The sequence below is a fragment of the Bradyrhizobium sp. WBOS07 genome (genome assembly GCF_024585165.1).
GTDB lineage: Bacteria > Pseudomonadota > Alphaproteobacteria > Rhizobiales > Xanthobacteraceae > Bradyrhizobium > Bradyrhizobium japonicum_B.
Genome location: NZ_CP029008.1, coordinates 2205696 through 2231342, shown reverse-complemented (window position 1 = coordinate 2231342; position 25647 = coordinate 2205696). Strand labels below are relative to the sequence as shown.

General features: G+C 61.9%; 22 protein-coding genes. 11 read left to right on the top strand and 11 right to left on the bottom strand.

The genetic code is table 11. The features are described 5' to 3' along the window. Positions 1 to 55 precede the first annotated feature (55 nt). Complete coding sequence (locus tag DCM79_RS10500) at positions 56 to 487, bottom strand: hypothetical protein (RefSeq protein ID WP_257179775.1); 432 nt, start codon at positions 485 to 487, stop codon at positions 56 to 58. 480 nt (positions 488 to 967) lie between these two features. Continuing rightward, positions 968 to 1471 carry a DUF29 domain-containing protein gene (locus DCM79_RS10495; protein ID WP_257179774.1) on the bottom strand — a complete coding sequence of 168 codons (504 nt, stop codon included), beginning with the start codon at positions 1469 to 1471 and terminating at the stop codon, positions 968 to 970. A gap of 286 nt (positions 1472 to 1757) precedes the next feature. Between DCM79_RS10495 and DCM79_RS10490 the strand changes: the two genes are divergently transcribed. Then, on the top strand, positions 1758 to 2642 hold the full coding sequence (locus DCM79_RS10490) for a nucleotidyltransferase (RefSeq protein ID WP_257179773.1): 885 nt from the start codon (positions 1758 to 1760) through the stop codon (positions 2640 to 2642). Further along, on the top strand, positions 2572 to 3231 hold the full coding sequence (locus tag DCM79_RS10485; protein WP_257179772.1) for an SLATT domain-containing protein: 660 nt from the start codon (positions 2572 to 2574) through the stop codon (positions 3229 to 3231). The genes DCM79_RS10490 and DCM79_RS10485 overlap by 71 nt, the downstream gene beginning before the upstream one ends. Before the next feature lie 249 nt (positions 3232 to 3480). Here DCM79_RS10485 and DCM79_RS10480 read toward each other — a convergent pair whose 3' ends face one another. From DCM79_RS10480 to DCM79_RS10455, 6 genes are all read right to left on the bottom strand, one after another. Then, a complete protein-coding gene (locus tag DCM79_RS10480) occupies positions 3481 to 4218 on the bottom strand; it encodes a Fic family protein (RefSeq protein ID WP_257180731.1) in 738 nt (245 codons plus the stop codon). Positions 4219 to 4318: 100 nt separating this feature from the next. Continuing rightward, the gene (locus DCM79_RS10475) at positions 4319 to 4900 is read right to left on the bottom strand and encodes a helix-turn-helix domain-containing protein (protein WP_257179771.1); all 582 of its coding nucleotides are present in this window, start codon (positions 4898 to 4900) and stop codon (positions 4319 to 4321) included. A 263-nt stretch (positions 4901 to 5163) separates the two neighbouring features. Next, entirely contained in the window at positions 5164 to 6606 is a 1443-nt protein-coding gene (locus tag DCM79_RS10470; RefSeq protein ID WP_257179770.1) for a hypothetical protein, read from the bottom strand. Positions 6607 to 6873: 267 nt separating this feature from the next. Beyond that, complete coding sequence (locus DCM79_RS10465; RefSeq protein ID WP_257179769.1) at positions 6874 to 7764, bottom strand: hypothetical protein; 891 nt, start codon at positions 7762 to 7764, stop codon at positions 6874 to 6876. A 61-nt stretch (positions 7765 to 7825) separates the two neighbouring features. After that, positions 7826 to 10138, bottom strand: coding sequence for a thiamine biosynthesis protein ThiF (locus DCM79_RS10460; protein WP_257179768.1), 2313 nt, complete (start codon positions 10136 to 10138; stop codon positions 7826 to 7828). 4 nt (positions 10139 to 10142) lie between these two features. Beyond that, positions 10143 to 11252 carry a metallohydrolase gene (locus tag DCM79_RS10455; protein ID WP_257179767.1) on the bottom strand — a complete coding sequence of 370 codons (1110 nt, stop codon included), beginning with the start codon at positions 11250 to 11252 and terminating at the stop codon, positions 10143 to 10145. A 326-nt stretch (positions 11253 to 11578) separates the two neighbouring features. Between DCM79_RS10455 and DCM79_RS10450 the strand changes: the two genes are divergently transcribed. Together DCM79_RS10450 and DCM79_RS10445 are read left to right on the top strand one after the other, a co-directional pair. Next, complete coding sequence (locus tag DCM79_RS10450; RefSeq protein ID WP_257179766.1) at positions 11579 to 13153, top strand: DUF2235 domain-containing protein; 1575 nt, start codon at positions 11579 to 11581, stop codon at positions 13151 to 13153. 18 nt (positions 13154 to 13171) lie between these two features. Further along, the gene (locus DCM79_RS10445) at positions 13172 to 13717 is read left to right on the top strand and encodes a hypothetical protein (protein ID WP_257179765.1); all 546 of its coding nucleotides are present in this window, start codon (positions 13172 to 13174) and stop codon (positions 13715 to 13717) included. A gap of 83 nt (positions 13718 to 13800) precedes the next feature. Here the strand turns inward: DCM79_RS10445 and DCM79_RS10440 are convergent, their stop codons facing one another. Then, positions 13801 to 14070: a hypothetical protein gene (locus DCM79_RS10440; protein WP_257179764.1), complete on the bottom strand. Its 270-nt coding sequence runs from the start codon at positions 14068 to 14070 to the stop codon at positions 13801 to 13803. Between the two features lie 378 nt (positions 14071 to 14448). On the opposite strand from DCM79_RS10440, the gene DCM79_RS10435 reads away from it, so the two are divergent. The 5 genes from DCM79_RS10435 (at position 14449) to DCM79_RS10415 (ending at position 22158) form a co-directional block, all read left to right on the top strand. Continuing rightward, positions 14449 to 16329 (top strand): P-loop NTPase fold protein, encoded by a 1881-nt coding sequence (locus tag DCM79_RS10435; protein WP_257179763.1) that lies wholly within the window; start codon positions 14449 to 14451, stop codon positions 16327 to 16329. Between the two features lie 124 nt (positions 16330 to 16453). Continuing rightward, positions 16454 to 17185 carry a Qat anti-phage system associated protein QatB gene (qatB, locus tag DCM79_RS10430; protein WP_257179762.1) on the top strand — a complete coding sequence of 244 codons (732 nt, stop codon included), beginning with the start codon at positions 16454 to 16456 and terminating at the stop codon, positions 17183 to 17185. Further along, a complete protein-coding gene (gene qatC / locus DCM79_RS10425) occupies positions 17182 to 18456 on the top strand; it encodes a Qat anti-phage system QueC-like protein QatC (protein WP_257179761.1) in 1275 nt (424 codons plus the stop codon). Before qatB ends, qatC begins: the two co-directional genes overlap by 4 nt. Next, the gene (gene qatD / locus DCM79_RS10420; RefSeq protein ID WP_257179760.1) at positions 18453 to 19241 is read left to right on the top strand and encodes a Qat anti-phage system TatD family nuclease QatD; all 789 of its coding nucleotides are present in this window, start codon (positions 18453 to 18455) and stop codon (positions 19239 to 19241) included. The genes qatC and qatD overlap by 4 nt, the downstream gene beginning before the upstream one ends. 901 nt (positions 19242 to 20142) lie before the next feature. After that, positions 20143 to 22158, top strand: a complete 2016-nt coding sequence (locus DCM79_RS10415; protein WP_257179759.1) for a carbohydrate porin — start codon at positions 20143 to 20145, stop codon at positions 22156 to 22158. A 297-nt stretch (positions 22159 to 22455) separates the two neighbouring features. On the opposite strand, the gene DCM79_RS10410 is transcribed toward DCM79_RS10415, so the two are convergent. Further along, positions 22456 to 22671 (bottom strand): hypothetical protein, encoded by a 216-nt coding sequence (locus DCM79_RS10410; protein ID WP_257179758.1) that lies wholly within the window; start codon positions 22669 to 22671, stop codon positions 22456 to 22458. Positions 22672 to 23029: 358 nt separating this feature from the next. Between DCM79_RS10410 and flgK the strand changes: the two genes are divergently transcribed. Together flgK and DCM79_RS10400 are read left to right on the top strand one after the other, a co-directional pair. Continuing rightward, positions 23030 to 24910: a flagellar hook-associated protein FlgK gene (gene flgK / locus DCM79_RS10405; RefSeq protein WP_257179757.1), complete on the top strand. Its 1881-nt coding sequence runs from the start codon at positions 23030 to 23032 to the stop codon at positions 24908 to 24910. Positions 24911 to 25060: 150 nt separating this feature from the next. Continuing rightward, positions 25061 to 25303 carry a DUF2171 domain-containing protein gene (locus DCM79_RS10400; RefSeq protein ID WP_257179756.1) on the top strand — a complete coding sequence of 81 codons (243 nt, stop codon included), beginning with the start codon at positions 25061 to 25063 and terminating at the stop codon, positions 25301 to 25303. 95 nt (positions 25304 to 25398) lie between these two features. On the opposite strand, the gene DCM79_RS10395 is transcribed toward DCM79_RS10400, so the two are convergent. Next, positions 25399 to 25629, bottom strand: a complete 231-nt coding sequence (locus DCM79_RS10395) for a hypothetical protein (protein ID WP_257179755.1) — start codon at positions 25627 to 25629, stop codon at positions 25399 to 25401. Positions 25630 to 25647 lie beyond the last annotated feature (18 nt).

The following is a 25647-nucleotide window of genomic DNA, read 5'->3' as shown; positions in this document are numbered from 1 at the left end:
GCTGTTGCTGGTGCACCCTGAGCCTGTGCAGGCTGCGGCGCTTGATTGGATCGGCCTAGGGGTAAGCGCTCGGACGAGCGGTCATCCTCATGGGATGCTTGTCGTATCCGAACCAGAGTGTCTTGCCTGGCGGACCGAAGCGCACGTCCCGTCGAAGTACCCTAACGCTGGCGACGGGCTCGGCGGGCGTGTTCGTCGCGTCGCTCCCGACAATCACGCAGCGGCCACCAAACACGCAATCGTCCTTTTTCCAGCGCCAGCCGTCCTCTTGAGCCTTCCCGTAGACGACGTCGCCGCCGGGAGCATTCAGCAACGGCACTGGTGCTCCTCCCAGAACGTGATCAATCCCGGCGGCAGTCCGTCCCATCTCGGCGCGATCAATCAATCCAATTTCGGGATCCACAACGATCACCGAGACGGTCTCTCCCGATTGCGCAGGTTCCGGAACCGAGATTGGGCTGACCCAGCGGATCAGGCCTTCAAGCATTTCGAGACTCGACCGCGCTGCTGTACGGTCTCCGAAGGAATTCCGCCGTCCAAGGACGATCGCAGAGCTGCGAATAGCCTTCGACCCTCCTAACGAAAACCCGGCATCGGCGCCCTCTCCTTCCGCGGCCAGGATTACATCCCCATTGGGAAGGGTCGCGAGAACGCGCCTGGGAGACCCGCACAATCGCCTGAGCTCAGCGGGTGTGGGGTCTACCTCCTCGACGACAATCCGTCGCTCGAACGGGTCTATTGCAACAGCCTTCACGTTACTTATCCGATCTGCGTCTTTGCAGAATCATCGGTCGACGCACGGCGGAGGTCAACCCGATCGGCAAGGCTTACGCCGGAGAGTTGTGAATTCCCGGTTACCGTTGGGCTTTCTAAACCCAAGTTTGCGCTCTGGTTCGGCCGGACGGGTAAAATGTGGTCAGCCCCACCAGCGTTGATCATGGAACGTGCCGCCCTGTGGGCCTGATGCTCAGATGCCGTGCTTGGCCACTGATTGGATGGCGGCAGATAGGAGTTGTGTCGCTGCTCCGGGGTCGAATTCCGGGTCAAGAAGATCGTCGAACGAGAGCGGACAGGTCGACGGCAATTGAGGTACGACTACCGCGCGATTTTCCAAGGTGCGGGTAGCTCCGTTGCAGGCGACACGCCAGATTTTCTCAAGATCGAGTCGCTGCTTCAGTCCTGGCGAAAAGGCCAGGACGGCATCGCCTTGGAATGTGACGATTTCCTCAAACCAACGCGTTAGAGTCTGACTTTCGGGTTGGAGGGCTGCTTTCAGCAAGTGAATTAGGGTTTGTCGAAGTAGACTAGATATCGCCAGGATTTCGGCACGTCCCATCACTTCGATCTCTTCAGCCAGATTGTCGATGTCAAGGCGCGTGTCTACAGGGGAAGTTGCCCTAAGGATGCCGGCTTGCTCCCGGGTCCACCCGTAGAAATCTGTGTCGTGTTCACTGGCTTGCTTCGTCAGCATGAAACCCCCGAGCACCTGAAGATAAAGGCGGGCGGAGCATAATCAAAGGGAGAAGCCTTCGACCAAGCGAGGATCGGGCTGTCTATCCGGGGCTGGAGGCTGTTGACAGACGTAGCTCTGGCCGCGGCCGGCTGCGGCGGCCGGGGTGACGCATTTCCTCGCCGGCTCAGGTCCACTCGGCGGGTCGGACCTGTGGACGGCAGGGCAATTCGCACTTGTAAGTGCACCCGCCCTCCCCACATCGAACGCCGGAACCAGCCGCTAGGCCGCAAGGACACTGCACGTTATGGGCGTCGGGGAAGACTTCCAAAAATTCAAGGACAACTACCAGATCACGACTGAGCTAATCACATCGATTTCCTATCGTTACAAGCGCATCACCCGTCAGCTCAACACAGATTTCTGGAACACGAATTCCGAGACAGCACATAGTCTCTATGTCGGCTCTTACGGTCGTGACACTGCAGCCCGGGGCCTGAGCGATCTCGACATCGGCTTTATCCTGCCCAACGCCGTGTATCATCAGTACAACGCCCATCAAGGCAACGGACAATCCGCGCTGCTTCAGTCCGTCAAGCGATCGATCCAGAAGACCTATCGGACCTCGGAGAGTTTCGGCGATGGCCAGGTCGTGGTCATCTCGTTCGACGACAATTTGACCTTCGAGGTGCTGCCGGCCTTTGAGAACCAGAACAGCGATAGCTGGACCTATCCGAACGCCAACAATGGCGGCAGTTGGAAGGTGTGCAATCCTCGAGCTGAGATCGCCGCAATCGACACACGCAACGCCCTCACGAACAAGAACCTTAAATATCTAGGCCGAATGATGCGAGTGTGGGCGCGCCACTGTGCGGTGCCGATCAGTGGCATTCTCATCGACACGTTGGCGTATCAGTTCATCGAGACATATCCGCACCGCGACAAGTCGTTCTTGTATCATGACTTCATGGCGCGCGACTTCTTCGACTACCTCGCAAAGCAGAATCAAAACCAGACCGTCTGGCGTGCGCCCGGAAGTGGTTCTCACGTGCACCGCAAGGGTGTGTTCGAATTCAAGGCGCGTAGCGCATATCTACGCGCGACGGAGGCGATTCAGTACAATGACGACAATCATCAATGGTCCCGAAGGCAGAAATGGAAAGACGTGTTTGGATCCCTCTATCCCGGCTGACCCAGAGCGCGTCGCCTTCGAAAGTCAGGTGCGAGAGAGTTTCGGACGCTGCGCCTACACTCACAAGACGCACGAGAAAATGGCCGAGGGCTATGCCGCGCGCCTCACGCACATAAAACTCGGCCAGATCGTGCTGTCCGCGCTGACCACGGGCGGCGCCGTCGGCGTGATATTTGATCGCAATTCGGTCTTCTACCCCTACGCAACGGCCCTGCTCGCCATCTCTCTCCTCATCCTCAACAGCTACGTCAAGGACATCGATCCCGGCGAGGCTGCCCAAAAGCATCGCGAAGCGGCTTCCGACATCTGGAACATCCGGGAAGCCTATCTCAGCCTGCTCGCGGATATACGCGACGCTTCGATTTCGCTCGCGGAGCTCCGCCGACGTCGCGACGAACTGCAGGCCCAACTCCACAAGATTTATCGCATCGCGCCCCATACCGACGCGAGGGCTTACGGCAAGGCTCAGGACGCTCTGAAAAACAAGGAAGATTTGACCTTCACAGACGCCGAAATCGACGCCTTCCTGCCGGCACCGCTGAAGCGGGGCGCCAATACCGACCTCATTAAGTCTGAAACGAACTCTTAGATGCTGTCACCCGCGGTTCTGTCCAGCGATTGCGGCGTCGGACTTGCCGGCCGGCGGCCGGAATCCCGAAAGTCTCGTTGAGGTCGGGCTCGAACCCGGTCGAAAGACCGCGGTGCAGGAGGATGCCTACGCATCACAAACCAATCGAGCAGAACTATGAATCGCTGCGGCCGTTTCGGACGAAGGTATGCATCAAGCCGGGTCTGGCGTCCCCGTTTTTTGCGGAGATGACGATCCTGTTCGCCGGGTTCAGAACCGCTTGGCGGTCAGAACGATGCTGTCGCCTCCGGACGAATTTTCCGGAAGGTCGTCGGCATCGCCGATCGCGATCCACTCCTGCGGATTTTCGGACACGCGCATCATGTAGTCGTTGCCGGCAATGCCGACGAGCACGCCGGCGTAGGCTTGGCCTGCGGTCGTTGTGGCGACGTAGAGATCGTTCCAGGGGACCGAATGCGATTTTTGGAGGAAACTGAGCGCTTTTCTGAGCGCCTTCACCCTTCTTGGATCCGATATCTCCTGGAACAGACGCTTTGCTCCGGACACGTCGCCGTCGATTCCCGCGACGCTAATGTTGATCATGCGCTCTTTCGTGACGACGTCGAAAGCAAGTTCGTGGCCGGCGTTCTCGGCGAGCGCGCTAAGAAACAAGCGCTGCGCTCTCCCGTTGCCTTCCCTGAAGGGATGGAGGTTGTTGATTTCGACGAAGAGTTCGGACGCGTGATCGATGAAATCGTTCAGGGCCAATCCGCGCAATTCGTTGTCTCGGACCAGCGCACCGAAGATTCGGTCGGCTTCAGATTTTATCTTTGGGCTGGCCGTGAAATGTTTTGGGCTTTCGTCCGAGTCCGAGTATGCCGCCTTTCGGAGGTCGCATGTTCTAGGTTTCCCCGCCCATTCATAGACATCTTGGAAGAGATATCGATGAATCTGCCTTAACTTATCGAAGTCAAAGGGGGAACTGGGCCGTCTGCGGGCAAGTACCATCTGCCTGAGAGACACGATCTGGTCCTCTTTACGCAGAAGCTCTGAAGGATCGTCGGTCCCGAATTTGTTCCGAAGGGTTCCGTTGGGGAGCAGATACGGATCAGGCACCGGGGCCGAACCTCTTGAGGCCTTGTTCGATCAACTCGTCGTCGTCGATCTCTCCGCGCACCCACTCATTCATCAATTCCTCGGTTTCGGGCAGCACGTGGCCGCCCTCGATGACGGTATTGGCCACCGCGAACCGAGCAGCTTTGGAGCGAGCTTCGAACTCGGTCTTGGTCTTCTCAGCTTCATTCTGCCGGAACGCGATCAGATCGGACATACGGATGCGGTGATGCGCTCCGACCATCCGAGCGTTCAAATCACCCTGCTTGATACGTTGAACGACTGTAGGGCGCGAGATGCCAAGCAGGTCCGATGCCTGTTCCGGCGTAACTTCGGGATCGTCGGCAAACAAGCTGATTTGCCGGCTTCCTTCGATGAGACCTGCCAAGTCTTTGATGACATCCACCAACCCCTCTGGCACCACGACTGCCGACTTTCGGCCGAGGATGGGTTCAAACACGAGCTTGACCTGGCCGATTCCGCCGCCGCCAGCCTCGGCGAGAAGATCCAGCAAACCTTTCGCCGAAGAGCGTTCTTCGGGAGCGACGACGTGTGTCTTCAATGCCGCAGCGACCATGATTGTCTCCTTATCTGAAATATCTGAAAGCGGCGGCCATTTGTCAAGTCAAATAGCTGGCGGTTACCGCCCGACGACAGGCGTCGGAGGGACGGGCTGGGGTGTCATCCTCCCGCATTCGTGACGCACGCTGCCAGCGAGGCGCGGCCCTCCGACATCGACCCACGGGCGCGAATTCCGCTCGCCGGGCGAGCGGGGTGCGGATTTGGGGGCGCCCCCCCCCCCCGCGCATAGGATCGACCTAGGCCGGCATAAGATGACCATCATCGGCGCAAACGGGCCGCGAAGCGCTGAAGCGTAACCCGATCGCCATCGGTCATCAGAAAGCCGCGTGATGGATAGTCTTCCGTGCCTCCATGAAGGACCCGTCTATCGTCGATCTGCGACACCAGGTAGGCGAAAGGTGGATTGAAGCGTCGAAGCGGCCAGCCGGAGGCCGCATGCAATTCTTCCGCATCGACAGTCCCGGTCCCAGATTTGCCGAGAGCAAGATCGACGAGCGCAACCACGTCCGTTTCGGGGGTGCTTTGCCCGGTATGGGGATCGAAGGTGATAAAAAGCTCTGCGGTGGTGAACATCCGCGGAAGCCGCGTGGAAATCATCAAGTTCGTTCTCAGATAGCCATCGCTTTCGAGCTCGGCGACGGCAAACGCCAAATCGTCGATGTTGGATTCCGGAAACGCCTCGATGAGGTCTTGCTCGGGAATGAAGCAGTCGAAGCCCTTTTGGGATTGTTCCGATACCCACAATCCTATCCGGATCGCCAATGGCCCGAGTTCGCCGATCTTCAACTCGGGCTTCTTCTTTGCTGGCGGCGCGATCAGCGGAATGCTCAGCCTGTCCTTAGTCGGCGGCGGAGCTTCGCCTGCAGCGAGCCATCCGTCGAGACCGTCGATCACCAACTGACCAATCGCGGCGAACTGCAGGATGTCGTCGCCGACCAAAGGCACGGTTTCGCCCAGTCGGGCCTCAGCGGCATGTTCAGCGAACTTCGCGTCGGCCACGCCGAGATTGTGTCCGATGACATGCCGCTTCTGGATGTTCAGCGTCAGGACGGCAAGAGCGTCGGCCGTCAGAGTTCCGAACGGATCGATGTCGAACTCGGCGAAGCGCTTGCGGCCGCGCTCGATGTTCTGGAAGTCGTTGGCGATCGGCTTCGTCGCCGCGACGTCGGGTGGTCGAGTGGTCGCCTTGTATAGGTATACCGTCTTTAAGGTCGCTTCGAAGGCCGTCAGTACGTCTTCATGCGCATTGCCCATCATCCTGTATGCGAGTTCATGCCTTTCCGAGCCGAGTTGGCCCGCGAGCTCCACCTGCTCCCGGACGAGCGCGATTTCCCGCGCAAAGTGCAAGTGAATGTTCGGCGCTCCGCAATCCGGGCAGAACAAGGAAATGGCGTAGACACCGTAGTCCCGGCCGCACTCGTCGCATACCAACTCGCGGAGAAGATCGTTTCGAGCGAACCGCGGTGCGGGTTTGGCCGACGGCCGTGTGCCAGTCGTCACCTTGAAAAATTTGTTGCCAGCGTTCTTCCGGGCGAGGTCATCGAACATGCCATGGATTGCCGCCGCGGCGTCGGCGTGAAAGGCATGAGCGACGATTTCCTTGGCAGCCGCGAGGTCGTCCGGATGCGTAAAGTTCTCGTCATCGTCCAGGATACCACTATACGGACAGACTGTGCCTGGCGTACCGGGCGCGTGCGTCATGCGAGACGTCAAGGCCTCGGGTAGAGTGAAATCCGATACTCGATCGCCCAGAAGAAAGAGGCGCGGATGTGCGTCTTCGTTGGGTGAATACCGGTACACCCGCCCATCCGGCGTCTTCGGTAGCGGAATGCCAAGCGTCAAGTTGTTGCCAGAGCCACCCGTCTTATACTTCTCCAAATTCCGCAAGCGCATGAGTCCACCTCGGATAGTTGATCGTTGAGCCGATGGATCGACGCGAGGAGATGCATCTCCTCCTCGCGTCGGAGATCATGATTCCTCACCTTCCGAGCGAGCCCGCCGGGACCTGGTTTCGCCGGTCGCGGTCGATGCCCGCCGCATACGTTTTGCGGATGAGGCCGCCACGGGCTGGGCAGCCGGCACTTCAAGCGTGTCGCAGCACGCCAGTAGGGCCCGCGCGAACTGATCGCCGGCGTCCCGAACCCAATCGTCGCGCACGACGGTAAACCAAGCGGTCAATGCGACCAGATCGACGCAGATCGCTCCGATCGCTGCGGGCTTGATGGCGGCCAACGCCGCGAGAAGTGCCGGCATGGAGAAACTGGACACGGCCGGGATGATGTTGTCGTAGCGCCAGACGACCGTGAGAACCGAAATCAGAAGAGCCGCCAAGCAGGCAGCGACCCCTATCGGTTTCAATCCGCGCAGGTTCCGGCGAAAGCCATATTCGGCATTCTCCTTCTCGACGAGCGGATAGGCTTTCCCACGGCAACGTTCCTGAAGCCATTTCACCCCCGATGCGTACATGGCGTCCGCGGCCTTCGGATCCGCCCTCTCCTGCTCCGGGCTCGGCGTAACGAACAACGGCACGTTCTTCGCGAAGAACGCGTGGTATCGGGCCAACACCGGCGGCGGAAGATGTTCTTCCCTATGGCGCAGCCAGATCGTCGATGGCCAACCTCCCCATTCAGCCAGGAGACGCTTCTCCACCTTCTTGCCGCGCGATCTGCTCAGGACGCTCAAGCCATACAGGAGCCCGCAGGACGTCGCGATGGTCACCAGCGTGGCGCCCCAGCTCGAGGTGACCAGCCGGGGAAACCACGCGATCGCAGTGAGGATGATCGGAAACAGCGTGAGCAAGCCCGGAAACAGGCGAGCCTGTCGTGAATAGGGATCGAAGAGCTTCGAAATATCGATCATCGGATCGCCTCTGTGCAGTCAGGGGCGCTGGCCGGCGACGGGTCTGGAGATCTCGGATTCTTCATCTTGCCACCTTGACCACGGCGCTGTGTGAGCTGCCGGCTCCGGATAAGGCTTCAGCGGTGAAATGGACATATCCAGCCGGCGTGTGGATCAGCATCAGCAACGGAAAATACTGACGTATCGAAAGCAGAGCGGCGGTCTTCACGTCCTTCCCGGACGGGCCACTGGGGACGAGATGATTGTGCCAGGTCCCGAGCGCGTAGAGCGCGCCGCCAGATCCTTCGATCAGATCTTCCAGCATGGGCCTCAGTCCCTCGGTGCCCAGCACGAACTCGTCGCGCGAGAATTTGCTGTCGGGCGGCGCGGGCATCGTGCCGACGACGTGGAAGACGTTGGCGACGTCCAAATAGCGGCCGAGGATGATGCCGCCCGTCTCCGAGCCACGGCGCGCAGCGACCTCTCGCCGGATCGTGTCGTCGACCTCCGGACTAAGGCGCACGACGCTGTCCGTGCCGTCGCCTACGACGATGCGCGGCCGGATATCCTTGCGATGCCATATCTGGTTCAGCCCATCGGCCGCCAAACTGCCGACCAGCACTTCGCCGGTCTCGGGAAGACCGTCGCGTTGGAGCCGGCGAATATGCTCGGACATCGGCGCCGCGAACGAGGACAAGCGGCCGTCCGACAGCGGCATCGTGATGGCCGCGCAGCCCTGACCGATCGCGATCGCTTCGGCCTTCGTGTTGAAGACCTCGTTCCTGAGGGTGGGATCCGAATGGATCAGGCGATAGGCCTCGCAGATCAGATCGGTCGCCGACGGGTTGGCCGCCGGCCCCTCCACCGACATCAGGCCGACGCTTCCGATGCCCAGCATGCATGCCTCGACCACCCGGGGCCGATCGACCGTGACTCCAGGCAAGACCAGCGCCTCGCGCACGCTTGCGGAGCCGGTCGTATTGACGACGGCAAAGCTGTTTCGGGCGACCAAAGGGGCGATCGATTGGTCATCGAATGCGCGCGCGACGACGTCCACGACGTGCGGCACCGTCGGCTGCTTGAGGGTCGCGAGTGCCTCGGCCAGGTAGTGCGCCTTTGGAATGGACCAGAAGCTTTCGACTTTCGTGTCGGAGGGAAGCGTGGCGTAGCGCGCGAAATTGTGAGGTTGCAGGATGCCGTCGTCGATGAGGGCCGCGGGTCCCCGTCCGGACCTGGCGAGATGAACTGCGAGTTTGGATCCGATGCTTCCGCAGCCGAGGAGCGTCCACGGGCGCAGCGCCTGCCCGTCGTCGCCCGCAGCGCGTCGCAGCAATTCGGGTGATATCTCATCTCGGTGCGTGGCGGTCCTGACCAGCTTGCCGCTGCCTGACGAGAGCGCCTCGCCGCCGCGCAATTCCACGACGTAGGGGCATATCTCGATCGGCGAAGTCGTGCCGATCACCTCGAACGGGCGTCGCGCCAACAGAATGACGGCTATCGGCTGCTTCTCCTTCAATTTCGATTGCGAAACCCGCTCCTGCAGGATTCCGAGCTTCGGCTCCAGGAATTCGCGGCAGCCTAGTTCGGCCGCCCGCTTCAAGAGCTCGTCAATCGTCGTGACCGTTTCCGGAAGGTAGCGATCCGCCACGAACGGCCGACCGGTCGGGAGTTTACCGGACCACGCGATCAGTGCGTGAGCGTTGCCGGTTTGCCCGTCATCGCCGACAGGCGCATATCGCCATTCGCCGGCGAACCGCGGCCCCAGCGGTACCGGAGCGGCGCGCGGGATGCCGATCCGGTAGGTAGACAAAGTTGCTTCGCGGTAAGCGTAGTACCACGCCGGGAAGACCGAGCAGCCGCCCTCTCTGGTGGGCAGACCCGTCAACCAGGTCGGATCCGCGACGATCACGTCGTCGATCCCGTCACGCCGCACCGGCTCCCAGCCGTGCTCCGGATCGATCAGCTGCGCCATCGCAGCCTTGTCCAGCCAGTCGACCAGTTGCTCGAAAAGGCCGCCTATTCCGCGAACCCGCAGAACCTCACGCGGCGAACCGGCGACGAGACACGGTTCAGGTGGACCGCCATTCCTAGAGGGCTGAATGTGCGGATGACTGCGATTGAAGTCCGCGCGGAGGCGGATAAGCGGCGCCCCCAGGGGATATCCTGCCGTGAAGATGAACGTCACGGGCTCGACCGCGCGGACGCCCGACGGGCTGACACCTGCGGCCCTCCATGCGTTCGGGAGTTCGGTCCGGATCTCCACGATGGCCCGGATGGCGTCGTTTCCTTCGATCCGTTCGGCGGTCACCCGTTCGACGGACGGGTGAGCCTCAATGAGGCGCAGCGCCCGTCGGACGGGTATGGGAATGTCGTCTGCCGCGGAGATCGCCGCCATCGGCTCATCCGTGGGCGAGCGGCTGGCTTCCGATACCGGTACCGGCGGCGACGCTGACGGCGACCGCAGCGCGTCTGATGCGCGGTCCGGCCGAAGTGACCTCGATCGCCAGCGGGTCGTCGCCCGGACTGTCGGCGACGCACTTGAATTCGCCCTTCACGGGATCGAGGATATCGATGTATTCGCGCTTCGCACGGATGCACGGCGGATCGTTCTTGTCGTCCTTGATGGTCTTGCTGCTGGCCACGATCAGCGCGCCATCCAGCGGCTGCCCGAGGGCGCTCCGGGCGGGCTCGGACACCTTGGCTTTCTCGCCCTTTTCGGACCAGCTATCGTAGGAAAGGCTGTGCCACGAACAGTGGTGCGGAGCGATCAGAACGTCGTACTGCAGACGCTCGGGCCACTTCTTGTTGCGCTCCCAGATGCGGTCCCAGATCGCGACCTCGGCGTCGCCGCCGAGAAGGAAGCGCCCGCGGGTGACCTTGGACACCTTCAGGTCCAGACGCATGATGACGCTGGAGTTGTTCTTCGTCAGAACCTCCTCCTCCGCTTCGTCGTCGGCAGGCATCGGTGCCAGCAGCCGCGCCTCGAAGGAAGTGTCCTGTACGCCGCAGATCTTCGAGAACACCTCGTCGACCTTCACCAGGATTTCCGTCAGGTCATCGGTCTTGCCGTCGACGTCCTCGCCCAGGATCAGGATGCGGTTGCCGTCCTCGGCGGTCCGTTCCTTCTTGAACCTGTTGGCGCGACGGCGGGCCTCGTCGCGCCAAGCTTCGGCGTCGGCGCAAAGGACGTGATCCTCGTCCTTCGCCTTCGCCCGGCGGAACACGATCGGCGAGGACCACATTTCACGGATGATGATCTTGTCGTCGGCCTTCACCCAGGTCGACGGGTCGCCGAGATGGAAGTGCTTGACCAGGCCCCGGATGTGGTCGGCGTCCGGATGGGTGTTCAGAAAGCCATCGACGAACAGCCTCCCCTTATCGTCCCGATCGAGCTTGTTCCGGAGCTGTTTCCCAACGTTGGGGGTGTCGTCGTCCTCGTCGTCGGCCGCCTCCCGGATGTTGATGTCGGTCAGGATCCGGCGACCGGACTCGGTCTCGAACAGCACCATGTCGCCGTTGTCGACTTTGAAAAGTGATGCTTTAACTGCCATTCCCATCCCCCTGATTCAACGATCGAAAGGTCGGTCGCGGCTCCTTGACCGATTGCAGATCGGACGGGCGCACTTAAGAAGATATGATGGCAATTTGGCCACGCAAGATGTGCTACCAGATTAATTTTATCACGCTATATATATGAAATTGTTCCAGTTTTAATCATCTGGAACCGGCTTTGTTCACCCGGTGTTCTTGGTTTTCTAGCCGGGAGACGGCATGATCGCGGAATTAGGGCGGCGCCGGCGTGAGGCCGGCCCCGCAGCGGATGAACAGGTTCAGGATGAGCAAGAACATCGTCGTCTATTCCGACGGAACCGGCCAAGACGGCGGCGCGCGTCCGGAGCAGCGCATCAGCAACATCTACAAGATGTACCGTGTGAGCCGCGACCACGCGGACACGGCCATCGATCCGTCCAGGCAAGTGGTCTTCTACGACGCGGGCCTTGGGACGGATATCGGCGCTACCGCCCTCACCGCTCCGGTGCGCTTCGTCCAGAAGATGCTCGGATCCATCGCGGGCGACGGCATCAAGCGCAACATCGCCGACTGCTACGAATTCATCATCAACCACTACGAAGACGGTGACCGGATATTCCTCTTCGGGTTCAGCCGGGGCGCCTACACGGTCCGAAGCCTGGCGAACCTGCTGATGCTCTGCGGCGTCCCCAAGAAGACGCCCTCCGGCCCATTGATGCGCTACCGCAAGGCCGTGAAGGACATCGCTTGGGAAGCCGTGGATACCGTGCTGGAACACGGCGCGGGCCACCCGCGTGAGCAGTTCGAGGCGGAGAGGCTCGAACTGGCGCGGCGATTTCAGACCAAGTACGGCTCCGGCGACGGCTTGGATGCCAACGCCGCGGCATATTTCGTCGGCGTGTTCGATACGGTCGCTGCCCTCGGCGCCAGCGGTCCGCGACGCCGGATGATCCAGGCCGGCTTGACTCTCGGCGTCGCTGCCCTCGCCTTCTTCGCTTCGCTCGTTCCGGCCGCGATCATCGGTGCGCTGACGGCCATCGTCTCGGAGGCCGGCCTGCTATGGGGCTTCATCGTGCCGGCGTGGCTGGTCACGCATCTGGCGATGCTGATTGCCGTCATCTGGTTCTGGAAACGGCAGCGGACGGTCAATCTGAAGACCATCTACGACTTCCCGAACAAGGGCGATCCGCCGCGCTCTCATACCGCCGAGTGGACGGGCAAGAATTTCGATCGCCTTCTCAGCAAACATGTACGTTTTGCGCGCTCGGCGAACGCGATCGACGAGACGCGCAAGGATTTCGCCCGGGTCGGCTGGGGCGGCACCGAGCCGTCTGTGCACCCCGCAACGCCGGGTGTTCCGCGTCTCATCCAGCTCTGGTTCGCAGGGAACCACTCGGATATCGGCGGATCTTATCCGGAACCGGAATCGCGTTTGTCGGATATCGCCCTCGCCTGGATGTGCGAGCAGGCCACGTCCGTCCCGGACGGCTTGATCACCGGGCCGATCTACGTGGACGGGATCAGGATGCCGAAGACCGGTGACAACGGACCGGCACTGAACGTCTTCCCCGGCGCGAACGGCGTTCAGCATTGCGAGATCGCGGGCATGCGCGACACGCTCGACGCCTACGCCGCCAGTCTGCCGAAATGGCGATGGCTGCAAAACCTCGTCGGCACCAGGAACTGGGAAGTCGAAGTCCGCGAGATCAACCACCAGGCTCCGGTACATCCGACCGTGCGCACGCGCTTCGACCTGCCGGAAGTCAGACAATGTGCTGGCGTCGGCGCATATCGCCCAAGCGCGCTGGCGAGCCATGACGACTTCAAACGTTACTATCCGCAGGTAGAGTCGACGACACAATCGACCGGGCCTGCCTGAACGCTTGAGGAGACGCTCTTGGTCGCGCTTGCCGACATCAAAGCTGACCTGCCGGATTGGCCGGACGACGTGGTGGATCAATGGCTATTGAACTTGGCGAATCAGGAGGGCATGGGCTGGCCGCCACCGATCCCCTTCAACGGCCATAGGTGGCAGTACATCATCGTGAAGCCGGTATCGTGGTGGAAGAAGGTCACGTGGACGAAGGAGTCGCGCGACTGTAGCTTCGACGAGCTGTCGCTTAATTCCCGCAAGATCATGAATTCCATGTTCGAGGCGTTGGTCCTCGGAATCGAGAATGGCTATGGCGGCGACAACAGCAAGAAGCGTTTTGAATCTTGCTTGAGCTATCTGGCGGTGAAAGGACAGTTCCCCCGCGTGCCTGTCACCATGCCGATAGAAACGGGCCTAAGTATCCTCGACGGCAATCATCGAGTCTACTCGCTCACTTTCCTGCAAAGCGTTCCTGAGCCGGAATTGAAGAAGCAAGGCATCACTCGCCCTTCCGTCATCCAAGATGTTTGGGTAGCGAAGCATGCGGATGGGGAGGTTTTGGATAGCTGACGTCGATCGAGCGAGTGGTCGCGCGCAGTACACCCGACAGCGCCGCAATGGCGGGGGCCCTGCCGAGAAATTGTTTCGGGCCGCTAGTTCGACAACCGAGAGACCTCGGCGAACCTTAGAGGCTCGCGGGAAACCTGAAAGTCGCCATCGCCGTCGAACTTCTTTCCCATCAAATCAAGAAGCGCGCGCCCATGCACCACAGGCACAGGGTGTGCTGTCATTATTTCCGGATCTTCCGGAAAGCTCAGCCCGACGATGTCGCGAACGTTCTGGACGCTCAAGGACGTGCTCGCACCCTCAAAGAGAAGTTCGTCGGTCTCCGGGTGCCAGACGCAAACCACGATAGCGAGCATGTTGATATTCCTTGGGCCACCGGTCCGGCCGCTCCGACAAAGCGCCGGTATCGGTTGCCTCGGCTGCTTCCGTTTCGTCCAGTTAGATCATCTCGATTGCGATGGGGAGCGGCGCAAAAGATCGTTGGAGGCATCGAAAGATACATTGACGGCCCGCCAGCGCCGTCGCCCGATCCCCGCCCCCTTGCTGCAGGGCACCTTCGGGATGACTTGAAACACGTGTGCAGAGCAACAACCATAGGACGTAAGAAGAAGGTCTGGGTTGCGCTTTCGGAAAACGGAACGTAACAACGCAGCGCTCGGCAGTCGCGCTGCGTTGTCTCTGCTCGCGCAACAAATATTTCGATTCCAAAAGCTTTTTCAGGCGAGAGATTGCCGATGTGGCCCGATAACGAGACCGAGCGGGACTTCCTGAACTTCTCCGGCGTTGCCGAAACCGTGGCCGAGATCATTGTGCAGGCCAAGGGACGCCCGATCTCGATCGGCGTGTCTGGCGCCTGGGGCATCGGCAAGTCCTCGATGATCAAGCTCACCCGCTCGGCGATCGCCGCCAGGAGGGACGAGAGCGGGAAGAAGGCCGCCGACAAGTACGTCTTCGTCGAATTCAATGCCTGGCTCTACCAGGGATATGACGACGCGCGTGCTGCGTTGATGGACGTGATCGCTGATAAGCTCGCGAAGGAGGCGCACGGCCGGCAGACGGCGCTCGATAAGGTCGCGTCCCTTGCCAAGCGCGTGAAATGGCTCCGGGCCGCGAAGCTCGCAGCGACCTCGGCCGCCTCGATCTATTTCGGGGTGCCCCCGGTCGGGGCGGTCGGCGAGATCTTCGAGCTCGCCAAAAAGGTCTGGTCCGAAGGCGTCGGGAAGGAAACCGGCGAAGCCGCCAAGAAAGCTGCGGCGGACGCCGTGCAGCAAGGCGGCGAACTGCTGAACCCGAAGGAGGAAACGTCACCGCCGAAGGAAATCCAGGCGCTGCGCGACGCGTTCGAACAGGCGCTCGAGGAGCTCGGGATAACTTTGGTCGTCCTGATCGACGATCTCGACCGATGCCTGCCGGAGACCACGATCTCGACACTGGAGGCGATCCGCCTCTTTCTGTTCCTCAAGAGCACCGCCTTCGTGATCGCGGCCGACAACGACATGATCAAGCACGCCGTCCGGAAGCACTTCGTCGGCGTCAGCGACGACCTGCTGGTCACCAACTACTTCGACAAGCTCATCCAAGTTCCCATTCGGGTACCGCAGCTCGGGACCCAGGAGGTCCGCGCCTACATGATGCTCCTGTTCGTGGACAACAGCGAGTTGTCCGACGACGACAAGGAGAAGATCCGCGCCGGCATGATTGGCCAGCTCAAACGGACGTGGCAGGGAAAGAAGGTCGACCGGGCCTTCGTCCAGTCGCTTGGCGTGAAGTTGCCCGAGCATCTTGTTGGTCAATTCGACACGGCCGAGAGGCTCGCCTCGCTCATGACGACGGCGACGGGGATTCTGGGAAATCCGCGGCTGATCAAGCGCTTCCTGAACGCGCTCTCGATCCGGATGACGATCTCGAAAGCGCAGGGCGTCGGCGTCGACGAAGCAGTGCTCGCCAAGCTATTGCTGTTCGAGCGCATCGGCGACACCGCGGCTTATGCCGAACTGGTCAAAAACGTCAGCGCCTCCGACGAGGGAAAGCCTACGTTCCTCCAAGAATGGGAAGACGCGGCGACAGCGGGGCGCGATCTCGATTTGAAGGCGCCGTGGAACGCTCCCTTCGTGAAGGAATGGTTGGCGCTCTCGCCGGCCCTCCACGACCACGACCTGCGCGGCGCGCTCTACGTCGGCCGCGAGCAGGCTCCGCTCATCACGCCCGAAGACCGCCTGTCTTCGGACGGGGCCGAACTTCTCGCCGCGATGATTGAGCATCCTGAGATGTCGGGCCGCCTGAAGGATCGCCTAGTCCGCGTTCCTCGCATGGAAACGACGGTGATGATGGATCGTCTGCTCGAGCGTGCTCGCAAAGAGCAGGAATGGGGCGCTCCGCCTATTTTGACCGCCTGCATCGCGCTCGCCGATGCGGATCCGATTCAAGGTCCGAGGCTTGCGGCGTTCATCGCTGCCCGTCCCCACCAGCAGATCCAGCCGAGCATCGTACCGAAGATTGGCGATCGTCCCTGGGCGGCTTCGCTGCTCGACGGTTGGCTCTTGTCTGGGGACATAGCGAGGCCCGTGAAGACCGCGATCAGCAAGACGAGGCCAAATGGGAACGTCGCAGTCTAGCGGCGGGCCGGGTCCGGGCGTGCCAATGGTGCCGCCTTGGACGCCCGCAGCCCCTCAAGATCCGGTGCCGCCTCCGACTCTTCCTCCTGACGCGCCGCCACCCGATGGCCCGCCTCCGGACGAATTGCCGCTCGCGCCCGTCGTTCCGCCGACGACACCGCCTCCCGGTGTCCAGCCGCCGCGCATCGCTCCCGAGAAGCGCTTCGCCGGCGCGCGCAACAGCATGGGAAACTACGCCAGATCCGGTGACGGCCGGGATCTGAGACGCGGACTCGGTCACTATGTCCGTAGCGGTTACGGCGGATCCAATACCGCGACCCAACGGTTCGGCAGCACCGCCGAGACGGCTGGCTCGCTCGGATACACGCTATATTCCAGCGCTTCGGGCGCGGCCGACGCGCCGATCGATGCGGCTGCTCTCGCGGGCCGGTCGACGGAAGAGATCGCCACCGCGATCATTCAGGCCGTCAGACCGGTCGACGGCACGCAGGATGCGGAAGCGGAGCGGGCCGCGATCCACGACGCCATGTCGGATCTACTGACTCAGTTTCCGGAAGCCGACCTTCTCAACTTGTCGGACGCCGAGCGGGAGTTCGTTATCGAGAGATTCACTGCCCTCGACGTCGCCAGGCGCTTCGAGCTTGACGTCGGCAAGCACCTGCTTCAGCGGTCCGCCACGCCAATGGTCGCGTTGTCTCGATTGAAGCAGATGCGGGATTACATCGCGGAAACCGTCGCCGCATCCTTCCGCAAGTTGCGCGATCAGGGAAGGACGCTCACTTCGGGACGGATCGCGCGCGTCGTGCAGGCCGCGCTACGCGATACATTCGAAGTGTTCGAGGGGTACGAAGAATGAGGCTGCTCTGCGCGCCGGCGGAGATCGGCCGTCTCGACGAAGCCGACACGCTCAGGGTCATCCTGTACGGGCAGGCGGGCGCGCCCGGTCGGGCGAGCGCGGGAGCCGCCGTCCGCAAAGATTTTCGGAAGGAGCGTCTTGCGCCGCACCCGCGGGCTTGGGACCTCCTGTCCATAGCGAACTCGGTCATGGTCGCCGACGCCGCAGGGCTACGTACCGACAGTCCGGACGGATGGACGCGGGAATTCGAACTCGAGATCGCCGTGATGGATCCAGCGTTCTGGAACGGCGCGGCGCCGTTGATCGCCGATACGCTGGCCTTTCTGACGACGGACAGATGGCACCTGCACTTCATCCCCGGCGGGGCAGCCGCACCCGAACCCGCTCGCGTCGTCGCGCCGGCGCAGAGCTGTGTGGCGTTGCTGTCGGGCGGTCTCGACAGTCTGGCCGGAGCGATCGACCTCGCCGCAGCGGGAAACCACCCACTCGTCGTCAGCAAGATCGTGCGCGGCGACTCCGAGAAGCAGGAGGAGTTCGCGCGCGCGATCGGCGGTGGACTGCGGCACATTCAGCTCAACGACAACGCGGTCGTGCCGAAGCCGAAGGATACTTCGCAACGCGCCCGATCCATCATCTTCCTTGCGTTCGGAGTCGTCGTCGCGACGTCGCTGGCGCCGTATCGAAACGGAGCAACCGTTCCACTCTACGTCTGCGAGAACGGCTTCATAGCGATCAATCCTCCCCTTACCGGAAGCCGGATCGGAAGCTTGAGCACGCGCACGGCGCATCCCCAATTCCTGGCGCTGTTCCAGGATCTACTGGATGCCGCCGGCATTCGAGTGTCGATCCGCACGCCGTATGCCGACAAGACCAAAGGCGAGATGCTCAAGGAATGCGCCGATCAGGAGCTCTTGGGCGCCCTAGCGCCACGCTCGACGAGTTGCGGCAGGTTCCAAAAATTCAAATACAGCCACTGCGGACGATGCGTACCGTGCCAGGTCCGCAGAGCGGCTTTCGTCGCATGGGGGCGGCCGGATCAGACCAAGTACGCGTACGAACACCTCGGTAGAGACGATGCGAACCATGCGGGCTTCGACGATGTCCGTTCCGTCGGAATGGCATTGGCCGCCACCGCCGACGATGGATTCGACCGTTGGCTCGGGAGCGCGCTCTCGTGGCCTAGAATCCGGAGGCGCGACAGCTTGCGGGATATGCTACGCCGGGGGCTTGGCGAACTCGGCGCCTTGCACGCGAAATACGGTGTCAAGTGATCGACCTTCATGCCCATCTAGACCTCTATCCGGATCCCGTCGCTACAGCCGACGAATGCATAGAGCGAGACCTCTTCGTCCTGTCGGTGACGACCACACCATCGGCATGGGCTGGGACCGCGGCGCTGGCGCGAGGAGCGGCGAAGATCCGCACCGCGCTCGGCCTGCACCCTCAACTGGCTCACGAACGACGGGGCGAACTTCAGCTTTTCGACGAGTTGCTCCCGGAGTCGAGATACGTCGGCGAGATCGGTCTGGACGGCGGCCCAGAACTTAAGGCGACCTGGGAAACGCAGCGCCACATCTTTGACGAAATCCTTCGGATGTGCGGGGCGGCCGGCGGCCGCATCATGACGATACACAGCAGGCGGGCCGCCGGGCCCGTTCTCGATGCGCTCGCGTCGCGGTCCGATGCAGGCGTCGCCGTTCTGCATTGGTTTTCCGGGACGCGCCGCGAGCTCAAACGCGCGGTCGACCAGGGTTGCTGGTTCAGCGTCGGCCCGGCGATGCTCGCCGGCGAGAGAGGACGCGGCCTGGTTGCCGAAATGCCCCGCGACAGGATACTGACCGAGACGGACGGTCCCTTCGCACAGGTCGAGGGGCGCTCCCTGTTTCCTTGGGACGTCGCCAAGGCCGAGCCGATTCTCGCCGATCTATGGGCCGTGGACGAAGGCGAGGTCCGGGGCCAATTGCTTGCGAACCTCAAGCGACTCACGACGCGGGTCGCTCCGGAGCGCGGCAGCGCCCCCGGGCGGGGCTCTTCGGGCGTTGGCTGCGCCGGCTAATCCAGCACTCGCATCGAGCCGGGCGTGAGATCGTTCTCTGCTTTTCGACACGGCGGCCAAGCGACCCAGCCGACAGAAAGTCAAGGACCGCCATCCCCGTCGCCGCTCAGCGGTCGTGATGGCGCCTCTGCCAGACAATTCCCCCTAACGGTCTCGTCGACCGCCCCGGCGGGATTCGGTGCCCGTTTGGTGGTGTCCGGAGGTATGTGAAGCTAAGGCGTCTTGTTTTCCAATTCGGCCACCGAGAACGGGTCACCATGTCCGGCCGCGGGGCGGTCTGGAATACTCGATGGGTGAAGCCACCACCCATCTCCTTGTCGAACCCTGCTGAGACCCCCGTTTCTGCCGACGAGAGAGGCATCGGACGGCGCGCGAGGCAACTCCCCCGCGCCACGCCCCGGACCTCCGCCGGAGAAGACCGGTGACCCGGCAGAGCGATTCGATCTCCAGAAGAACTTAGAGGCCCACGCAGGCGCCGAAACACGATCCGGAGGCCGGCACCGATATCCACCTCGATCGCGCTCACCGCGGGCACTGGGCGCAGCGCCTCCAACGACTGTTGCAAATCCATCACGTCGACAGTGTTAAACGATTACCTGTCCAATAGCACTTCTTGCAACTAAGAACTATTCGCAATAAGGCTGGATGGGTTCACTGGGTCATCTCCAGATGCGTGTCGTCCACCATCGCGCTCCATCACCTGCCCTCGCGGCGTCGAGCGTTCGAGGTCGCTTGCGACTGGGCGGGGTCCTAAACGGGTATGCACAACCGCGGGTGCTGCAGGGTCGCTGTGAAACATTTCGCGGCGAACGCACGCCCTGGTCAATTCAGCGACAGGATTGGCGGCGTGCAGGCTAGATTCAAATTGTTGCCAAGCGGCCGCCGCCGTATCGAAAGCGGTATGAAGAGGCGGACGCTCGACGCGATGAAGAAGGTCATCATCGGCATGATCCTGGCGGGCGGTCCGGCCGCCGAGGGACTTTCAGCCGATCTCGGCGAGGTCCGGCCCGGCCAGGCCGTCGACTGGAGCGGCCCCTTCGTCGGCGGCCATTTCGCCTATGGCGTCGGGTCCTCGCAGTACGCTTTCGGCGCCCCGGGACTGGCTCCGTCGTCCGGATCGATCGACCTGACGAACTCCCTCAACGCGTTCAAGGGAACCGGCTCCTACGCTCTCGGACTGAGCGCCGGATACAATCACGTGCTGCCCTCACGCATGGTCGTCGGCGTCGAGGGCGATCTCACCTTTCCGAACACGATCTCCGGGACGGCCGCCGTCGGCACCGCGCAGGGACCGGCGACCTTGAAGGAAACCGTCCTGACGTCGGGTACGCTGCGCGCTCGCTTGGGCTATGCGCCGGGACCCTGGTTGTTCTACGCAACAGGCGGCTTCGCATGGAGCTACGATCAGGCGACGCTCGACCCGCTCGACGGCACCCCGGGAGACAAGATCGGTTTCACTCGGCTCGGCTCCGCCTGGGGCGCCGGCGCCGAAGTCGCCCTGTCGGCAAACTGGTCGGCGCGGTTCGAATATCTCTACACGGACTTCGGCGCGAAGGAGAAAGGGTTTGGCGGCACGCAGCGTCTGTCCTCGGATCTCGCGGTGCAGACCGCCCGCCTCGGCCTCAACTACCGCTTCGGTCAAAATGGGCAGAAGGTTCTCGAGGACGGCTTGATGCCCTTCGAAACCGACCAGTTCAGCATCCATGGGCAGACGACCTATCTGCAGCAGTATGCGGCGCCTTTCCGCTCGCCCTACACGGGGACGAATAGCCTCATTCCGAACCAGACCCGACAGACCTGGGACGTGACGCTCTACGCCGGCTTCAGACCTTGGGCCGGCGGAGAATTCTGGGTCAACCCGGAGATCGATCAGGGGTTCGGCTTGAGCTCGACCTTGGGTGTGGCCGGATTTCCGAGCGGCGAGGCCTACAAGGTCGGCGCCGCTGCGCCCTACGCCCGAATTCCACGGGCCTTCTTCCGTCAGACGTTCGATCTTGGCGGAGAGACCAAGAAGGTCGACGCCGACATCAACCAGTTCGCCGGCACGCAGAGCGCCGACCGCTTGGTCCTGACGGTGGGAAAATTCGCCGTCACCGACGTCTTCGACACCAACAAGTATGCCCACGACCCGCGCAAGGATTTCATGAACTGGTCGATCGTGGACACCGGCACGTTCGACTACGCCGCCGACGCCTGGGGCTTCACCTACGGCGCCGCCGTCGAGTGGTACAAGGGCGACTGGACATTCCGCGGCGGCTTGTTCGATCTGTCGACCGTTCCCAACAGCACCGAGCTGGATCCGACGTTCTCCCAATTCCAGTGGATCGGAGAGATCGAACATCGCCATGAGATCTGGGGCAAGCCGGGCAAGGTCGCGGTTACGGGTTTCTTGACGCGGGGGCGCATGGGTCGCTTCGACGACGCCGTTGCGCTCGCGCAAGCGACGGGCACAGCCGCGGACACCGCCCTGGTCCGGCGCTATCAGAGCCGGGCCGGCATCAGCGTCAACCTGGAGCAGGAGGTCACGAAGGACCTCGGCGTCTTCGCCAGGGCCGGCGTCGCCGACGGATCCAAGGAGTCCTATGAATTCACCGACATCGACGCGACTGTCGCCGCCGGCCTGTCGCTCGCGGGTTCTTCCTGGAACAGACCCAACGACACGTTCGGATTCGCCGGCGTAGTGAACGGCATCTCGCAAGCGCGCCGCACCTACCTCGATGCGGGCGGTCTCGGCATTCTCGTCGGAGACGGACGCCTACCGAATGCCGGCTCCGAGAAGATCATCGAAACCTACTACAGCTTTCCGTTGTGGTCGTGGCGCGCGACGCTGGACTACCAGCTCGTCGTCAATCCCGCCTACAACCGCGACCGCGGTCCGGCCTCAATCTTCGGCGTACGCGTCCGTTCGCAATTCTGACCGCCACGTCGGCCACGCGTAGCGTGCATCGCCAACGACTGGATCGCGTCGGCGGAAACGGGGCTGGCAATAGCGTCTTAAGTCAACACTGTCAGCGGCTGGAAACTACCTTGGAAGCGCCCTGACGACCGTTCTTTCCGACGAGGCGGGCTTCTGGATTCCTGATGCGGATTCCGACGCGCCCCCCTCTCCGATAGAGAAAGCCAGAAGGCCGCCCCGGAGGGCGGCCTTTTTCTTCGCGTCGCTGCCAGGCCGAGTTGCTGGGGAGGACACCTCGCCTGGCGTTCCGCGAAGTTTTCAATAGCGGTGGCCGTGCCCGCGCTTAATGACGACGGTCCGGTTTCCGTGCGTTCTCATGCCGCGGTACATGCCGGCGCCATAATGGCCGCGCATCTCTGCCCGCGCGCCGTATCCACCATGATGTCCGCCCTTCTTGACGATCACCGTCTCCGCCGTAGCCGGCAGAGCGAACGAGATGGCCAAGCCGAATACCAAAAGACCAAGCTTCTTCATGTTCCGAGTCCCTCTCTCATCAGTCGTTACCTAAGTCACACGTCATCGTGACGTTCCCTTCTGCGGAAGAGTTCGGTTGCGACCAATTTACACACGACTAACGATCGCCTTGTGGGCGCAGGGCGCCGAGCAACGTTGCTTTGTTCCCGGCGTGCGAGAGCCGAAAGGAGATTCACTCAAGCAATTTTTGCATGAGAATCTCAGGCAATTGTTACCCGCGCTCCGCGCGCGAGCACGCGGAAGACGCCGAATACTGCAGATCTAAACGCGTTTCTGCAGTTTTCATCGTTGGCACAGTTCTTGCGAATTTCGGAACACGTCACTCCGCCTCTTGTTTCGATCGAGAACGAGCTTCACCATGAGCCTAAACTCCGCCCTTGCCAGCGCGATGAGCGGTCTGCGTGCCAATCAGGCCGCGCTTTCGATCGTCTCGTCGAACGTCGCGAATTCGCAGACGCCGGGCTACGTCGCGCAGGCACCGAACCAGATCGAGGTCACCACCGGCGACTTCGGCTCGACCGCGATGACGACAGGCGTCAGCCGGGAGCTCGACACCTATGTGCTGAACCAGCTCCGCACCGAGACCGGCGGAAGCGGCTACGCCGACCAAATGGCGAGCATCCTGAAGCAGCTTCAGAATGTGTATGGCACGCCCGGCAACAGCGGCACGCTCGAAACCGCGCTGAACAACTTCACCACGTCGCTGCAGGCGCTCTCGACCAGTGCTGGCTCGTCGTCGGCGCAGAGGGTGGCGCTCGGCGCGGCGCAGGCGTTGGCACAACAGCTCAACGTCACCACCAAGGGCATCCAGTCGCTCCGCTCCAATGTCGAACAGGATCTCGGGACCTCGGCGCAGCAGGCAAACGCGGCCATGCAGAAGGTCGCCGACATCAACACCAAGCTGCAGGGCCTGTCGGCTAACGATCCGTCCGCCGCGACGCTGATGGATCAGCGCGATCAGGCCATCAACACGCTGTCGAAATATGTCGACCTCCGCGTCACCACCGACGGCTCGAACCAGGCCAACATCTACACAACGACGGGTATCCAACTGATCGGTGCGGGTCTCGCCTCGCAATTCACGTTCTCATCTGCCGGTGCCCTCTCGGCGACCTCGCTCTACAACATCGATCCGACCAAGTCCGGCGTCGGCGCACTCAACGTCAAACTGCCGAACGGCTCGATGATCGACGTCGTCGCCAACAACGTGGTATCCTCAGGCCAGATGGCCGCCGATCTGAAGCTGCGCGACCAGACGCTGGTGCAGGCGCAGAATCAGATCGACCAACTCGCCGCCGCGATGTCGAGCGCGCTGTCGGACAAGACCACGGAGGGCAGCACGGTCTCCGGCCCGCCCGCCGGTTTCGACCTCGAACTCGCCGGCGCGCAGCCTGGCAACACCGTTAACATCACCTACACGGATACGGCCACCAACACCCAGCGCCAGATCACGCTTGTCAACATCACCGATCCGGCGGCACTGCCGCTCCAGAACGCGACCAACGCCAATCCCCTGCGGATCGGCTTGAATTTCTCGGGCGGTATGGGAGCGATCGCTTCGGCACTCAACACCGCGCTGTCCGGCACGAACTTGTCGTTCGCCGCAGCCCCATTGCCGGCGACGGCCACTACGCTGCGGGTTACCGGCGACAGCACCGGCCTTACCAAGGTCAATTCGTCCTCCAGCACCAAGACGATCTCGTCGCTGACTTCCGGCAATCCGCAGATTCCGTTGTTCACCGATGGCGGACAGGCCCTCTATACCGGCGCGATATCGGCATCGGGCTCTCAGATGACCGGCCTTGCCGGTCGCATCGCCGTCAATACGCAGCTCGCCTCCGATCCGAGCAAGCTTTCGGTCTACAACACCTCGCCGGCGACGCCCGCGGGCGACACCACTCGCTCGGACTATCTCTACTCGCAGCTCACGACGGCGGTGTACTCCTACTCACCGCAGACTGGACTCGGCTCGTCGAGCCAGCCATTTACCGGCAGCATCTCGAGCTACCTCCAGCAGTTCCTGAGCGTCCAGGGTAATGTCGCGACGCAGGCGACCCAACTTCAGCAGGGCCAGAGCGTCGTCGTCTCGACGCTCCAGGCCAAGTTCAATTCGACCTCCAGCGTCAACCTGGACTCGGAGATGTCGAACTTGATCCAGCTTCAGAATGCCTATGCGGCGAATGCCAAAATCATGTCGGTCATTCAGGAAATGATGGACGTGCTCATTAGAGCTCAATGAGCGACTTGAGAAAGCCGTCACTGCTTTGCATCGCGCTGTTGATATTTCACGCCGGTAATCAGATTCCCCGTGGGACATCCTTCAGCCGCCCGAAAGCAACCTTCTCGGTACGGGGGCGTTGCATCCTTTCCACTCACTGGAGGATACCCCATGCCGGACACATCGCAGATCAAAGAGCATATGGACGTGATTTCTTCGGACAAGAAGACCGTGGGAAAGGTCGACCATCTGGAGGGTAGCGATAAGATAAAGCTCACCAAGCAGAGTTCGCCCGACGGCGACCACCATCACTTCATCCCCGTGTCCTGGATCGATCATGTGGACCAGCACGTCCATCTGACGAAATCAGGCGACGAAGTCACCGCTCACTGGCAGCATGAAGGCCGCAAGTAAACGAGCCTGCTAGACGCGAAACCGCGCGTCCGTTCGGCTGCCGACGCAACGGCAGCCGAACGGCTCCTCAAACGCCGCCGAGAGTGCGCCGAAACTCAGGCAGCGAATAGCTTCCGTAGAGCGACCACGGCGGCCGCTGCGCCCAGCGGAGCGACTAGCGTGACCCAATTGCTGTCGGGAAACGCACGATACAGCACGATGCCGATCGAGCCGGATGACAATGCTATCAGCGTCAATAGTCCAACGACGAAGAAAACGCGCTGAACCTTGGACATGCGGCGCGATTCCGCATCCTCCTTCTCACTTTCGCGGCGAACCACGTCCATCCTTTCGCATTGAATTTG